Genomic DNA, 15,732 nt, shown 5'->3' with positions numbered 1-15,732 from the left:
ATCAAATTATTTAATCATAATAAATAAATTATATAAGGGGGATTTTTTCATGATATTTAAAGGGGCTGCTGTAGCTTTAGTTACGCCATTCACCCAAAAAGGTGTTGATTTTGAAAAATTAGGTCAATTAGTTGAATACCATATTGAAAACCATACAGATGCATTAGTAGTTTGCGGTACTACAGGTGAAGCAACTACTATGAGTGATGATGAGCAACTTTCTGTTATTAAATATGTAGTTGATAAAGTAAAGAAAAGAATACCTGTTATAGCTGGTACTGGTTCTAATGATACTATGCATTCTGTTCATTTAAGCCAAAAGGCTGAAAGATTAGGTGCTGATGCTCTATTAATAATAACACCTTACTATAACAAAGCTAATGCAAAAGGGCTTAAGTTACACTTCGAAACAATCGCTAATAGTGTAAACTTACCAATCATACTTTACAATGTTCCTGGAAGAACTTGCGTGAATTTAAAACCAAGCCTTGTTGCTGAATTAGCTAAAATAGAAAATATAGTAGCTCTTAAAGAAGCTAGCGGTGACTTAGCTCAAGTTGCTGAAGTTTGCAGATTAGTTCCAGACGGATTTGCTGTGTACTCAGGAAATGATGATTCTATACTTCAATTACTATCTGTAGGTGGAAGTGGAGTTATCTCTGTACTTGGTAATGTATGCCCTAAAGAAACTCATGATTTAGTTCAAAAGTTCTTTGATGGAGATATTGAAGGTTCTAGAAAAATACAATTAGAACTAAAACCATTAATAGATGCTTTATTTATAGAAGTAAATCCAATTCCAGTAAAAACTGCTATGAATTTATTAGGATTTGAAGTTGGAAATTTAAGACTTCCTCTTGCAGAAATGGATGAGAAAAATTTAGAAGTGTTAAAACAAGAATTAGTTAATGCAGGTTTAAAATTAGCGGAGGATTTATGCTAAAAGTAATAGTAAACGGATGTCTAGGTAATGTAGGAAAAATATTAACTAGATTAATTATAGAAGATGATGAATTAAAATTAGTATGTGGTGTTTCTAAACATCCAACTGATAATAATCACTTTAAAATATATCCTAAAATGGTTGATGTAATAGAAGATGTTGATGTAATAATAGATTTTTCTCATCATTCTTGCTTAGATGATGTTTTAAACTTTGCTCTTAATACTAAAACACCATTAGTAATTGCCACTACTGGCTATAATGATGATGAATTAAATAAAATAAAAGAAGCGTCTAAACTTATCCCCATTTTCCACTCTTATAACATGTCTTTGGGGATAAATGTTCTTCTTAAATTAGTAAAAGAAGCTACTAAAATGCTTGCTAACTTTGATATTGAAGTTATAGAAAAACATCATAATAAAAAAGTAGATGCTCCAAGTGGAACTGCTGTTATGATAGCTAATGCCGTAAAAGAAGTTTTACCTAATATAGAATATAATTATGGAAGGTACGGTCGTGAAGCTAAGAGAAGTGACAATGAAATAGGTATTCATGCTGTAAGAGGTGGCACTATAGTTGGTGAACACAATGTTATATATGCAGGTCATGATGAAGTTGTTGAATTAAAACATATAGCTCAATCTAAAGATATATTTGCTAAAGGTGCTATAGCTGCTGCTAAATATTTGGTACACCAAAATATTGGATATTATAATATGGACAATATGCTAAGTTAATCAAAAGGGAGGGACTGTCAAATGATAAATCTAAACGATGCTTATGAAATTGCAAAATTCATAAAAGATTCTAAAAAGAATACACCTGTTAAAGTGTATGTAAATGGAAAACTATTAAATATAAAAAGAAATGAAAGTTTTAAGGTATTTGGAACACAAGGTTCTTATACTTTAATAGGTGACTACGAAGAAATAATGAAAGAACTTGATGATAAGAAACATCATATTGATGAAATTCATATTGAATATGATAGAAGAAATTCAGCTATTCCTTTATACAACTACTTGCATGAGCATGCAAGAATAGAACCTGGCGCTATAATAAGAGACATGGTTACTATAGGTAAAAATGCCGTAGTAATGATGGGAGCTGTTATAAATATTGGAGCTATAGTTGGTGATAATTCTATGGTAGATATGAACGCTGTCATTGGTGCTAGAGGTATTATAGGTAAAAACGTACATCTAGGTGCAGGTGCCGTAGTTGCTGGCGTTTTAGAACCACCTTCTGCAACTCCTGTCATTATAGAAGATGATGTTCTAATAGGTGCTAATGCCGTAATACTAGAAGGTGTAAAAGTTGGAAAAGGTTCCGTTGTTGCTGCTGGAGCAATTGTTACACATGATGTTGATCCGGGTACTGTAGTAGCTGGTTCTCCTGCTAGAGTAATAAAGCTAAAGGATGCAAAAACTAGCGATAAAACAAAACTAATGGAAGGTCTAAGGGACTTAGACTAAGCTTATATAAAAATAAAGCATCTATACCTCAATATAGATGCTTTATTTTTATGTTTTTTTATATTTTTTCCAACCTAGTTCTTAATAGAAATGTTTACTTATATATAGATTCTGAGCGAAGATGGTTAATTATATAAGTTGCACCGACATTGCGAATGCCTGGAGGAAAACTTATATAATTAACCCTCGAGCGGACTATATATAACTAAACATCTAAATTAAGAACGTCGCTCCATCTACAGACTGTATAACATCAAAATTCGGTGCATCTCCTAGAGCATAAAAGGTATATATTCTATTTGGATTTACCTTTATTTTGTCGCTATTTATCAACATATTATTTTCAGATACCGCTACGTCAACCTTATATTCCTTCGGTTCAACTTCTAAATATGGTGTTGCCTCTCTAAATTCCACATTGCAAAATTCTGTTTTATTATCTAATAATATGTTCACTTCCCTTCCATTAGGCACTAGATGTACAAATCTTATTTTTGATTTTTTTCCATCAGCTAATTCTTTAGCCTCTTTTATTGGCAATAACTTTATATTATTTACATTTCCAGCTATTGCTATTGTAGAAAGTTCATCTTTAGTTACTTCTATTTGCTGGCTTATAATAGGCTTCTCTACTTCCCCCTGAGGATAAATTGTTAATGTATATTTTCCTTCTGGAACATAAATATATGGAGTAAATTCAGTAAAATCAAGTTCTTTAAAAAATGGTTTATCATTTAAATATATATCTACATCATCTCCATCTGGAACAGCATGCAAAACTCTTACAAGAGAATAATTTTCATTAAATTTTCTCAATTTAAATCCCCCTTTAAAAGTATATTTAACTCTACTACTATAATATTGATGTAGACACTATTTTGATACTCCTTCAACCTATAATTTCTTGTCACATATATTGAATGCTCTATTCATCTATACTTGAAAACTTATTTATCTCAACCCAACCTTTTTTATTAGCTACAATGTTGACAGGAAATTTTTTAATTCCTTTGTTAAATGACTTTGTATATATTTCATTATGTTCCTCCATAATCCCGTGTACAAGATTATCTAGTCCTTCTATATTCATAATTTCATTAGATATATTCATATTCTTTTTCATATTTTCATCATTATTGTATATATCTATCATTTTGTCAATTTCTTCATTTAATAAATCTAATTGTGCTAGGTTAGCATTTAATTTGCTTTCATCCTTATAGTTATTTAGCTCTAAGTCTGCTATTATTGCATCTATTTTTATTGTTTTAGCCTTGTCTTCATTTAACTTCATCATATTGTTTTGAAGTGATAATAATTCCGTTTTACTATCTAATATATTATTCTTAATATTGTATTGAACAGATTCAATTGAAGAGTAATCATTTTGTGCTGTATTTACTTTTGAATATAATACGTTTATTACTATAACTGTCGCTACAACTATACCAGCTATTGCTAATCTAACCTTTTTTTCTTTTAAGTTTATTTTCATTTTTAATCTCTCCCTATTTTATAAATTTAAATATCTTACATACATATATTCGTTTCTCCAAATTGTATATCTATCATTTTTTTATAACTTTTTATTTATTTTTATCCCTGTATAGCTTTTATTGGGTCTAATTTAGCAGCTTTTGATGCTGGTATAGCTCCAAATATAGCTCCTGTAAGTATCGATACTACTAATGCTTTCATATATATTCCTGGACTTGGTACAGCCGGTATTCCTAAGTATGGAGCTACTTGTCCTGCTGCTATTGTTCCAACTATCATACCAACTATACCTCCTAGTATTGTTATTACTATTGTTTCTATTAAAAATTGTATAAGTATATCCTTCGGCTGCGCTCCTATTGCTCTTCTTATACCTATTTCTCTTTTCCTTTCAGATACTGACATATACATTATGTTCATTATACCTATACCACCTATTACTAAAGATACGTTAGATAGTATGGATGTAAATCTATTTATAGTGTCTCTCATACTCAATAACTCAAAATCTCCTGAGTCATCTCCTCCTAGTCCATACTCACCGTTTTCTTTATCCTTGCTTTCTTGAATTTTCTTTAAAACTTTTTGAGAAACTTCATCTTTATTATAATTTTTTTTAACCAAAACTTCTAATCCTGTTACAGTTCCTCCAAATGATTTTCTGTTTTCTATTTCAGTAAGTGCTTTTTTAGGTAGATAACTTTCTGATTCTCTGTAGCTACTACCAAACTTTTCAGTTGATTTAACTTCTTTCAATACACCTATAACTTCAAATGCCTCACCCTCAATATCAATCTTTTTGCCTACTGCATTTTGAGGTATAGAATCAGCTAACGAATAAGCTATATGATAATCTAGAACTATAGTTTTTCTTTCTAAGTCTTCTATAGAAAATTTTCTACCATATACTATATCTATATCGCTATCTTCTTTATACTCTGAAGTTTTCATAAATGTATAACTTCCGCCAGCATATACACTTACCCCATAACTTCCACCACTAACATCTCCATATTTTGGTGTAACTCTCTCTATCTCTGGTATTCCAGATAATATACCTATATCTTGTTGAGTAAATGGTTCATAAAATGTTGAGTCTTGCTTACTTGTATAATCTGGTGTAAATACTATAGTACTTTTTCTATACTCTTCTTTTTCACTAGTTTTTTTGCCTTGTTCTTCTATTCCATTTCCAATACTAGATACAACTATTACTGATGTAATTCCAAGAACTATCCATATCATTGCAACTGCTACACGCAGCTTATTAGTTTTTATATTTTCTAAAGCATTATTTATCATTACTAACATGATTACATCTCCTCTACTACAATACCATCATTCAACCTAATTACTTTTGTTGCATATTTTAAAAGACCTGTTTCATGTGTAACCATTATTATTGTTTTACCTTGCTGACTTAGCTCTTTTAATAATTCCATTATATCTTTTGTTGTATTTATATCTAATGCCCCTGTTGGCTCATCAGCAAATATAATATCCGGGTCATTAACAAGAGCCCTTGCTATTGTTATTCTTTGTTGTTGTCCACCAGATAGTTCTAGTGGTTTTTGATGTATCTTATCTAACAAACCTACTTTTTTTAATCTTTCTTTTATTCTCTTATCTTTTTCTTCCTTTGAGTATCTATTATTGTATATCATTGGAAGTTCAATATTTTTGTATATATCTAACGTTGGTATTAAATTAAACTGTTGAAAAACAAATCCTATGTTAGTATTTCTAAATTTTGATCTTTCTTTCTCACTTAGATTTGTTACATCCTCACCTTTATAAAAATAATTTCCTTCATCAAATTTATCCAAAAAACCTAATATGTTAAGTAATGTAGTTTTTCCACTTCCCGATTGTCCAACAATCATTATAAAGTCACCTTTTTTTATTTCTAAATCTATAGATTTTAGTACATGTAGTCTACTATCTTTCATTGGATAGTATTTTTGTATATTTTTAAGTTTTATTATATTTTCACTCAATTATCTTTCCTCACCTTCTAATTTAACATGTTTTCTCCTGTGTAAACTTTGTCCCTATCTTTTATATCTCTACCATAAATATCTTTTATTATTTTATCATTTTCATTTATTCCGTCTTCAACTAAGTAATAATCATCTTTCTTTTCTTTTACTTTTATTTCTGTTTTGTATGCTATGTCATTTTTTACTTTAAATACATAATATTTATTTGATTCTTCTAATACTGATACGTTTGGTACTTTTTTGTCTGTTGTTCCACTTAAAGCAACTATTTGAGCATTTAGTCCATTCTTTAAATTTTCTTGACTATCTAAGCTCATTTTTACTTCATATTTAGTCATTCCTGAATCTGAACCCATATTTTGACCTAAGTCTTCACCTTCATAAGGTCTATCACTTATCTCTATTATTTTACCGTTATACTTATCACTAGTCGCTAAAGCTGTAATTTCTACACCTTGATTTAATCCTATTTTATATGAATCTCTTTCATTTATTTGACCTTTTACATAAAACTCTGCTGTTTCTAATATCATTACATAAGCTTTCTCGTCACTATTTTCATTTAAGTACACATTTCCACTAAAAGGTGCATATACTGTTGAATATGCAGTTTTATTTAGTTCTGCTATTTGTTTATTCAATTGCTTTATTTCTTTATCTATCCCTAGTTTAGTTTCTTCATCTGGTGCATTTGCCTTTTCTTCAGTTTTATCTGATACTTGTGACTTTAGTGACTCTATTTCTTTTATTTGTGAGCTATTTTTACATGTAAAAAGTGGTGCTCCTTTTTCTACATAAGAATTATTTTCTACTTTTATTTGACTTAGTTCACCCTGTTCTTGGTTTATTACTATTTTTTCCGATTTTATTGGTAGTATCTTTCCATTCATATATATTTTTTCTCTACCTGGTATTTGATATATCTCTACTACACTTTCTTCAAGTTTTTTCTCTTGAATATAGTGGCTTATAGTACTAAATCCATATATTCCTCCTCCAAGTAAAGCTACTACTGTTATACCTATTATAATCTTTTGTTTTTTCCCTAATTTATTTTTAAAACTTATTTTCTTCATACTAAAATTCCTCCAATTGTTCATCACTATTATCATAATTTTATTTATTTCACTTTATACTTCGTAATAGGATTTGCTATATCTATCATTTTTACATTTTTTTTATATCAAGTTTTATTGTTGTTGAAATATACACAAACATAGACATAAAAACAAGATTATTTTTTAATAATCTTGTTTTTATGCCTATTTCGTATTTAAAGGTAAATATTATTTACTAACAGTAGTTAAGTCTATTTTAATATCTTTTTCAATTTCTTCTAGCTTCTGTTCAGTACCACCATCCTCTTTGAATATATAACTTCTTTTATATGCTGTAAGAGTTAGATATTTTGCAGATTTATCAACTTGTTTTCCACTTAGATTAGTAATTAAAGTTCCTGTTCCATTACCCTCAATATTTCGCTCAAATATTACTTCATTACCTAATTCATCAACACCTTTTAATACTAACTCTATTTCATTATTAAATTCCTCTTTATTTTTTGTGTAGTATACCTTTTGAGTTAAAGGTGTATATACAAATTTATCTAAACTAATTTTTTGATTATTACCAAGGTCTATTTCCTTATTCATATCTACATTTTTTATATTTTTACTTATTTTACTAGTATCAAAGTCAAATTCAAACACAAAAGGACCTTTTACCGTTTTTTCTTTTATAAGTTGATTATTTATCTCCCTATATATAGTTAAATCTTCTAATTCTATTTTAATATCTATTACACTGCTGTATTTTGATGTATCTACGTTAAAAAATAATACTTCATCTATATTTTTTTTACTTGCATCTATTCCAGAACTTGAATTTGCATTATCTATAAATTCTCCATTTATATATAGTTTTTGCTTAAGCTCTCCTTCTATTCTAATATCTCTTGGAATTTTTTCTTTTGATTTAGTTGTCATTGATACAATAAGTTCACCATCATTTAATACTGCTTCATTTAATCTTAGAGTTACATCATCTTTTGTTATAGACTGATTGATAACCTTTATATAATTACCATCATCCACCTCTAGATTTAATACTGATTTTATATCAAATACTAAATCTGAAATCATTTTAGATGCATATGTTCCAAGTGGTGTAACTGATACTATTGCAATACTCAGTATAGCTACTGAAGCCACCGATATATATTTTTTGTAATTACTATTTGTATTTTTTTTTCCTATAGACTGTCTAAATTTTTTCTTTATTTTTATCTTTTCTATATCATTGAAATCTTCTCTCTCATATTCACTCAAGTCTACTTCAATGTCATTTAACATATTATATATATTTTTATCATTGTTATCTTTCATAATGACCCTCTACCTTTCTCCAGTTTTAAATATATCTCTTAACTTTTTCTTACTTCTTGATACTCTGTTGTAGATTACATCTCTATTCATTCCTGTTTCTTCACTTATGGTGTCAATATCCTTTTCTTCTACATACAGCTTTAGAAATAATTCTTTGTCTTTGTCTTTTAAGTGACTTAACATATTTTCTAATTCCTGGCTAATCTCGTTTTCAATAAGCTCTTTACATGTGTTATCTTCTGTTTTTATTTCCATATTGTCTATGTCTTCATATTGTAAATTTTTTAGGTATTTTCTTCTATAGTCAATGGTTTTATATTTAGATATACCTGCTATCCAGTTTTTAAAAGTACTTCTTTCTTCATCAAAACTTTCTATATTATTCCATAAACCTAGAAGAATATCATTAATACATTCATCTTGGTACATTTCAAGATTATATAGATTTTTTTTAACTATAGACTTTATTATCCATCCATAGTTATCTATTACATATTCTAAAGCCTTATCATCCCTTTGTTTTAGTTTTAGAATAAAATTTTCTTCTGTTATTTTCATTTAATTTCCTCCAATAGGCCAATTCCTTAAACTTTATTCCTATATATTACTTCGTAGTATTTATATGGTTATCTATCAAAATGGAGATATATTTTATTAATTTATACTGTTTTTTTATTCATATGCTCCACACACCTTTATATTATTAAAGGTAAGCTAAACTACTATCTTACAAATTTATCTGTAAACGCTTAAAAGGAGTCGTATTTTATAACGACTCCTTTTCTTTATTATCTGTCTTCATTTGTTACGTTAAATACGTAAGGTATATTTCTGTAATAATCTCCAAAGTTTAATCCATATCCTACGACAAATTTGTCTTCTATTTCAAATCCACAGTAGTCTGGTACTAACTCAACTTTTCTTCTGCTTGGTTTATCAAGTAATACACAAGATTTTACGCTATTTGGATTTTTGGCTTTTAAGTGTTCAACAACATGACTCATAGTGAAAGCTGTATCTGTTATGTCATCTACTATTAATACATCGTATCCTTGTAAGTCACTATTTACATCAGAAACCACTTTTACCATACCTGAACTTTGTTCTCCGTGTCCATAGCTTGAAGTAGTCATGAATTCAATTTTAACTGGTACAGTTATGTTTCTTACTAGGTCTGCACAGAATATAAAACTTCCTTTTAGTAAAGATATTACTAAAAGATTTTTTCCTTCGTAATCTTTAGATATTTGAGCTCCTAATTCTTTTAGCTTACTGGCTATTTGCTCTTCGGAACATAAGATTTCCCATTTTTTAGTTTCTATATTCATAGTTTAATCCTCCACTTTATATAATGATACTTTCAATTTTATAGGAGATTAACTTCTTTTGCAAGGAGAATTAGTCGACCTTGTTCATATCATCCATTACACTTATTATAACCTCATCTGTAACAGACATTCCTTTGTCGCTTACCTTACCTAAGTTTTGTATACTTTGCTCTACTTTTGCTCCAACTATACCGTTCATCGGAGGTACAAAACACTCATGTTTAGCTATTATTGCACTTTGTACTGCTGCTGATGCTGCTGATGCTAGTTTTAAAGCACATCCAGCTTTTGCTCCATCACAAATCATACCACTTAAGTTTGCTATCATATTTTCTATAGCACCCTCTATTTGTCTTTCATCTCCACTCATTAACCATGATATACCTGCTGTTGCTCCAATAGATGCAGCAACTCCACATCCACAAACTGCAGATAATCTTCCTGTGTAGTTTTTAACATATGCTGTTACTAAGTGAGATATTGCTAATGCTTTTACTAATTTTTCATCAGTTTGAGGGAATTTTTTATTGTAAGCTACTATTGGAAGTATAGCTGTTATACCGTGGTTTCCACTACCATTAGAGCTCATAACTGGCATCTTAACTCCAGCCATTCTAGCATCTGAAGCTGCTGCTGTTATCATCATTGCGTAGTTCATTAAGTCATCTCCTAATAAACCTTCTTCCATTGATTTTTTGATTCCGTAACCAACACCTATACCAGTTTTTTGTTGTAATCCGTAGTTAGCTATTTCTTCATTCATAGCTATTCCTTCTAATAAAAATTCTATATCTTTAAGTTCTAATGCTTCTATATTTTGAACTAACTCTTTTATTGTTACTGTATCCATTAGATTTTCTTGATGAGTTGCTATTGTATTATCTACTTTTAGTTCTTCATTTAATAATACTTCTCCATTAGATTCTAAGTACACAAAGTTATCATGTTTAGTTCTTATAGCTACTTTAGATGTTCTAGTAGTTCCTTTTAAAGTTACTTCTATATATACTTTTTCTTTAGTATCTGCTGGTGAAATTGATATTGGATTTTCATCCATATATTTTTCAGCTATTTTAACTTCTTCTGGTGTTAATGTTTCTAGAACTCTTAAACCATTTTCAGAGTGGCCACCAATAAATCCTAAGGCTGCTGATATTTTAAGCCCTAATCTTTCAGTTCCTGGTATTCCAACACACATTCCATTTTTATATACATTCGGACTTACAAGTATTGTATTTTTTACTACTTCTTCACCTAGTAATTCTTTTGCTTTAGCACAAGCTAATGCTACTGCTACTGGTTCTGTACATCCTAGTGCTGGTTTTACTTCTGCTTTCAATATATCTATTAATTGTTTTCTTATATCCATCATATTCGTTACCTCCAAAGTGTTTTTATATACTTTATAGAAGCAACTATTATGCCAACTTTTATTTTTATATACATTTTTTTATTTTTATATACAAATAAGCTATTCTCTATATTTTTTATATTTTCTTTCTTATTTATTCTATATATAATAATTGTTTTTTATAATAGCTTCAAATATTATCTCAAATTGATACAATATTATCTCAAAATGACATTTAGTATCATTTTGAGATAATATTGTACTTTTCCAATTTTCTATATAAAGTAGCTCTAGATATTCCTAGAATTTTAGCTGCTAAATCTTTATCCTTTTTATAATTCTTGTATTTATTAAGTGCTTTTATTATTTCTATTTTTTCTAATTCTTCTAAGGTTCTAATCTGTGAATCATTTTCTATACTTTTTTCTATTTCTATATTTTGTAGTCTATTTGGTATTACATCTAAGGTTATAGTAGGCATTGAAGACATATTAATTCCATACTCTATAACATTTTGTAGTTCTCTTATATTACCTGGCCATTTGTAATCAATAAATGTTTTTATAACACTTTCATCTACATCAACTACTGGCTTATCTAATTTCTTAGCATATTCATTTACCATAAATTTAGTCAATAAAGGTATATCATCTTTACGTTGTCTTAAACTAGGTAAATTTATTGGTATTACATTTAACCTATAATATAAATCTTCTCTGAAAGTTCCTTTTTTAATCATACTTTCCAGGTCTTTGTTTGTTGCTGCTATCACTCTTACATCAATTGATATATTTGATTTAGAACCAATTTTATTTAATTCTTTTTCTTGTAGTGCTCTTAGTAGTTTAGCTTGAAGATGAAGGCTCATATCTCCTATTTCATCTAAGAAAATACTCCCCTTATGTGCCAATTCAAATTTACCTAAATTCCCACCTTTTTTAGCTCCTGTAAATGCCCCTTCTTCATATCCAAACAATTCACTTTCTAGTAGATTATCAGGAATAGCTGCACAGTTTATAGCTACAAAAGGTTGTTCACTTCTATTGCTATGATTATGTATTGCTCTAGCAAATAATTCTTTTCCTGTTCCGCTTTCACCAGTTATTAAAACCGTAGAAGTAGACCTAGATGCTATAAATGCTTCTTTTTTTACATTTTTTATAGGTTTACTTTCTCCAATAATATTTTCTAAAGTTATTTTATATTCTTTATTAATCTTATTGTAGTTTTTTATTGCATCTCTTTTATCTATAAAGTCTATAACATATCCTTTTAACTCACCATTTAGAACTATTTGATTTATATTGTATATACCTCTTAAACTATACCCCTCTTTTTTATAATAAAAACTATGAGATTTTTCATTTTTAGTTTCAAATATTAAAGTTTTTTTTATAAAGTTAAGTATTTCAAATATATTTTTATTATAAAGTTCCCCATTCAGCTTAAAACTTTCTTTGAATTTAGAGTTGAATTTATCAATTTTACCATTTATATCTATTGATACTATAGCTTTGTCTATACTGTCTACCAGTGTTTCAAGTTTTTTCTTTTCTAACTCCAATTCATAAGCTTTAATTTGAGCTTTTAATTTACTTGAAATTAAGTCCGCCATTTTACCTAAAAAATTTATAAGATTGTCTTTTCCCTTTTTTATAATTTCAGCTTGTCCTTCATTAAAAGCTATTAATCCAATTACTCCATAGGTTTCTCCATCGCACACTATAGGGCAACACATCTCTGCGAATTCTTTGCATTCTTTCTTAGAATAACATTCCTTACAAATACTATTGCAACTTGGGTCATCTATAAGTATTGTACTTTGTTCTATCATAGATTTTTTGAAAGCAGAGTATCCTTTTACTTTTTGACCTATTTTATCTATATATATTCCTGTTCCAGCAGTTCTGATTAGTTCTTCATCTACTATAGTTACATCTATACCTAAAACTGCTTCTATTGCCTCTGCAATCTTTTGTATATCCTCTTTTATATATTCTAAACTTATCATATTTATCAATCCTTAATTTTTTTTAGATTAAGTATTTCTTTTATTTCTTTTAAAGTAACATATATTTTATTCAGTGTAAATTGAATAGACATTAATATAATAAATAGCATAACTACTATAATAATAGTATAATTTATACCCATCTCTATTTTCTCCTTTTTATATATTTTTAAGTAAATATAATTTCCTTAAGCGTAAAAAAGACCAGGCATAACCTAGTCTTCTATATTTGTTTCATATTCTTAAATTATTACTTTCTTTTCCCAATATAAATGTATCTTTTACTCTCAAATTCTTTAATATTTCCATCAAAGTTTAATTTTGAAAATAAACTTATAATTTCATCAGGATAGTAATAATTCACATTTTCACCTAAAAGCTTCTGCTTAAAATTCTTTAACTTTACTTTTAAATTCTTTAAATTTAAGTCTTCTAATACAACTTCACCATCTTCTTTTAAAACTCTAGTTATTTCCCTTAAAGCTTTTTTACAATTGTTAGTATTATTAAAGTGATCTAATATTATTACTTTGTCAAAGTGTTCATCTTCAAATGGTAATAACTCTAGGCATCCTTTTATAACATTACAATTTGAATTGTGTATTAGAGAGTAACATACATCTTCATAGTGGCTATTCTCTAATATTGTAACGTACACACCGAGCATTCTCAATCTATTTCCTAAGTTGCCTATGTTTCCTACAAGTAGTATCTTATTTCCTACATCATACTTGATTGTATCCAAAAAACATGTTACATCATCAGATTTATACGTCAAGTCAGCATTAGGTTCGTAGTCATGATATAATACGCTTTTCATAGTGCTCCCCCTCTTGTTCTTTACATTATAATAATTGCATCATAAGGTAGATTATAATAAATCTTAGGCAACTATTCAATGACAATTTATAGATATTAACATAGAAAATCCTATTCCTCGATATTTTCTATGTTTTTTTTGATTTTTGATATAGATACTTCATAAGCTACTTTCTTTGTTGCTTCTCCATCCTCTGATTTTTTTTCATATTCTCTACTTTGTACTCTACCCCATATTTGTATTCTATCCCCTACATTTAAGTTTTTTGCAAACTTAGCATTTCTTCCCCATACTATAGAAGGTATATAATCGGATTTATTATACGGTCTATTTATAGCTACTAATAAATCAGTTATCTCTCTTCCTAAAGGAGTCTTTCTATATACTGGGTTTTTGCATATATACCCATCTAAGAATATACTATTAGGATCTTTATTATCTTCATCTTCATCTATAACTTTTAATTCTCTCACAAAAATCGTAAGTACTAATCTATTTTTATTATTAATACTTTTATTATATGATCTTAATTGGCCCACTATCTTTACAAACTTATTATTTTCAAAATCTACTTCCTGTAAAAGTCTATCTGATACAGTTATAGGCAGTATATCGTATGAGTTACTTAGCCTATTTATTTTTATCTTGGTATTATAGAATTGCTCTCCAAAAATTTCATGGCTAAATTCTAACTCACTGTCTAATTCTCCCCTTAAATTTACTACATTAGTATCATCCTTAACAGTTATCATCTTTTATCCCCCCATAATTGTTAATTCATCAGCTTTATCTTAATTTATAAACTTATATAATAAATATATTTATGTTATTATTCTTTTATTACAGTTTATTGATTTATCTTTTGAATCCCATTATTATCTATAGTATAATTTTCTTTGTAAATCAGCTCTGATACTGGAACTATTTTATATTTTTTATTTTCTAAATCATTAAGTATATCATCTAAATAATACTTCACACCATTTATATTTGAATGAAATAACACTATAGATCCTGGTGATGAATTTCTAATTACTCTTTCTCTAACATAATATGGTCCTATTTCCTTCCAATCTAAAGAATCAATACTCCATCTTATAACTTTATATCCTAGCGATGAACAAACTTCCATAGTTTTATTATCTATTTTCCCAAAAGGAGGTCTATATAAACTTGTTTTTTCACCTATTAATTTATATATCTTATTTGATGTTATATTTATCTCATCTGTTATAGCTTTCTTTGATAATTCTTTAGTATCAGCATGAGTATTAGAGTGGTTTCCTATTTCATGCCCTCTTTTATGTATTTTTTTTACTAATTCACTATTATCATCTATCCAACTACCCACTAAAAAGAATGTTGCTTTTACATTATGTTTATCTAATATATCTAAAATTTCATCTATATTATTTGATCCCCATGCAACATCAAAACTTAAACTTATTTTTTTATCATCTGTTTGGACTTCATATATAGGCATATTTTTATTTTCCTGCCTATAACATATGTATTTTATTCCATAAATAGAACCAAATAAAATTCCTATTGAAAATATCAAAATCAAAACTCTTGATATTAAGAATTTATTTTTCCTAGGCCTATAATTCATGTCACATCCCCCCTTAATAAATTTCTACTTACTTATAGATTTATTTTTTTCCGGGTCAAAAAATTACTATAAAATCAAATTTATTATTTTAAGAACTCAAAAATTATAAAAAAACTTCCTTTTAAGCGCGGAAGTTTTTATTTTAACTATCCACCATAAAGGAAGTATCTTGTATTGTATATTTATTACTTAACTTCTTCTGATACTTTGTTAGCTTTATATACAGCTTTTAACATTGTAACTGATGTATACGCTATAACTACTATAACTAAAGCCTTTAATAACTCCATAGGCATCGATTTTACCCA

General features: G+C 28.2%; 17 protein-coding genes. 3 read left to right on the top strand and 14 right to left on the bottom strand.

Annotated elements, in window-relative coordinates:
* Positions 1–49 precede the first annotated feature (49 nt).
* From dapA to dapD, 3 genes are read left to right on the top strand one after another with little or no spacing between them, the layout of a single operon-like run.
* Positions 50–943, top strand: coding sequence for a 4-hydroxy-tetrahydrodipicolinate synthase (gene dapA, locus ACRC03_RS03965; protein ID WP_438651256.1), 894 nt, complete (start codon positions 50–52; stop codon positions 941–943).
* Positions 937–1,683 carry a 4-hydroxy-tetrahydrodipicolinate reductase gene (gene dapB / locus ACRC03_RS03960; RefSeq protein WP_438651255.1) on the top strand — a complete coding sequence of 249 codons (747 nt, stop codon included), beginning with the start codon at positions 937–939 and terminating at the stop codon, positions 1,681–1,683. The genes dapA and dapB overlap by 7 nt, the downstream gene beginning before the upstream one ends.
* A gap of 21 nt (positions 1,684–1,704) precedes the next feature.
* The gene (gene dapD, locus ACRC03_RS03955; RefSeq protein ID WP_438651254.1) at positions 1,705–2,421 is read left to right on the top strand and encodes a 2,3,4,5-tetrahydropyridine-2,6-dicarboxylate N-acetyltransferase; all 717 of its coding nucleotides are present in this window, start codon (positions 1,705–1,707) and stop codon (positions 2,419–2,421) included.
* Positions 2,422–2,634: 213 nt separating this feature from the next.
* Here the strand turns inward: dapD and ACRC03_RS03950 are convergent, their stop codons facing one another.
* From ACRC03_RS03950 to ACRC03_RS03885, 14 genes are all read right to left on the bottom strand, one after another.
* A complete protein-coding gene (locus ACRC03_RS03950) occupies positions 2,635–3,237 on the bottom strand; it encodes a DUF4397 domain-containing protein (RefSeq protein WP_438651253.1) in 603 nt (200 codons plus the stop codon).
* 109 nt (positions 3,238–3,346) lie between these two features.
* Entirely contained in the window at positions 3,347–3,916 is a 570-nt protein-coding gene (locus ACRC03_RS03945) for a hypothetical protein (protein WP_438651252.1), read from the bottom strand.
* Positions 3,917–4,017: 101 nt separating this feature from the next.
* Complete coding sequence (locus ACRC03_RS03940) at positions 4,018–5,229, bottom strand: ABC transporter permease (protein WP_438651251.1); 1,212 nt, start codon at positions 5,227–5,229, stop codon at positions 4,018–4,020.
* 2 nt (positions 5,230–5,231) lie between these two features.
* The gene (locus tag ACRC03_RS03935) at positions 5,232–5,915 is read right to left on the bottom strand and encodes an ABC transporter ATP-binding protein (RefSeq protein ID WP_438651250.1); all 684 of its coding nucleotides are present in this window, start codon (positions 5,913–5,915) and stop codon (positions 5,232–5,234) included.
* Between the two features lie 17 nt (positions 5,916–5,932).
* Positions 5,933–6,994 carry an efflux RND transporter periplasmic adaptor subunit gene (locus ACRC03_RS03930; protein WP_438651249.1) on the bottom strand — a complete coding sequence of 354 codons (1,062 nt, stop codon included), beginning with the start codon at positions 6,992–6,994 and terminating at the stop codon, positions 5,933–5,935.
* 210 nt (positions 6,995–7,204) lie between these two features.
* Complete coding sequence (locus tag ACRC03_RS03925; RefSeq protein WP_438651248.1) at positions 7,205–8,302, bottom strand: DUF4179 domain-containing protein; 1,098 nt, start codon at positions 8,300–8,302, stop codon at positions 7,205–7,207.
* 9 nt (positions 8,303–8,311) lie between these two features.
* Positions 8,312–8,860, bottom strand: coding sequence for a sigma-70 family RNA polymerase sigma factor (locus ACRC03_RS03920; RefSeq protein ID WP_438651247.1), 549 nt, complete (start codon positions 8,858–8,860; stop codon positions 8,312–8,314).
* Between the two features lie 230 nt (positions 8,861–9,090).
* Positions 9,091–9,630 (bottom strand): hypoxanthine phosphoribosyltransferase, encoded by a 540-nt coding sequence (gene hpt, locus ACRC03_RS03915; protein WP_438651246.1) that lies wholly within the window; start codon positions 9,628–9,630, stop codon positions 9,091–9,093.
* A 70-nt stretch (positions 9,631–9,700) separates the two neighbouring features.
* Entirely contained in the window at positions 9,701–11,002 is a 1,302-nt protein-coding gene (locus ACRC03_RS03910; protein WP_438651245.1) for an L-cysteine desulfidase family protein, read from the bottom strand.
* A 220-nt stretch (positions 11,003–11,222) separates the two neighbouring features.
* Positions 11,223–12,992 carry a sigma 54-interacting transcriptional regulator gene (locus ACRC03_RS03905; protein ID WP_438651244.1) on the bottom strand — a complete coding sequence of 590 codons (1,770 nt, stop codon included), beginning with the start codon at positions 12,990–12,992 and terminating at the stop codon, positions 11,223–11,225.
* Between the two features lie 5 nt (positions 12,993–12,997).
* Complete coding sequence (locus ACRC03_RS03900; protein ID WP_438651243.1) at positions 12,998–13,135, bottom strand: hypothetical protein; 138 nt, start codon at positions 13,133–13,135, stop codon at positions 12,998–13,000.
* A gap of 107 nt (positions 13,136–13,242) precedes the next feature.
* A complete protein-coding gene (locus tag ACRC03_RS03895) occupies positions 13,243–13,812 on the bottom strand; it encodes a class I SAM-dependent methyltransferase (RefSeq protein WP_438651242.1) in 570 nt (189 codons plus the stop codon).
* Positions 13,813–13,922: 110 nt separating this feature from the next.
* The gene (locus tag ACRC03_RS03890; RefSeq protein WP_438651241.1) at positions 13,923–14,564 is read right to left on the bottom strand and encodes a single-stranded DNA-binding protein; all 642 of its coding nucleotides are present in this window, start codon (positions 14,562–14,564) and stop codon (positions 13,923–13,925) included.
* Positions 14,565–14,659: 95 nt separating this feature from the next.
* Positions 14,660–15,424, bottom strand: coding sequence for a polysaccharide deacetylase family protein (locus ACRC03_RS03885; RefSeq protein ID WP_438651240.1), 765 nt, complete (start codon positions 15,422–15,424; stop codon positions 14,660–14,662).
* Positions 15,425–15,732: the final 308 nt, after the last annotated feature.

This window comes from Romboutsia sp., from assembly GCF_051659545.1.
In the GTDB taxonomy this organism is placed as follows: domain Bacteria; phylum Bacillota; class Clostridia; order Peptostreptococcales; family Peptostreptococcaceae; genus JBOFOR01.
The sequence above is the reverse complement of the archived record's forward strand: the minus strand, read 5'-3'. Positions and strand labels throughout refer to the sequence as shown.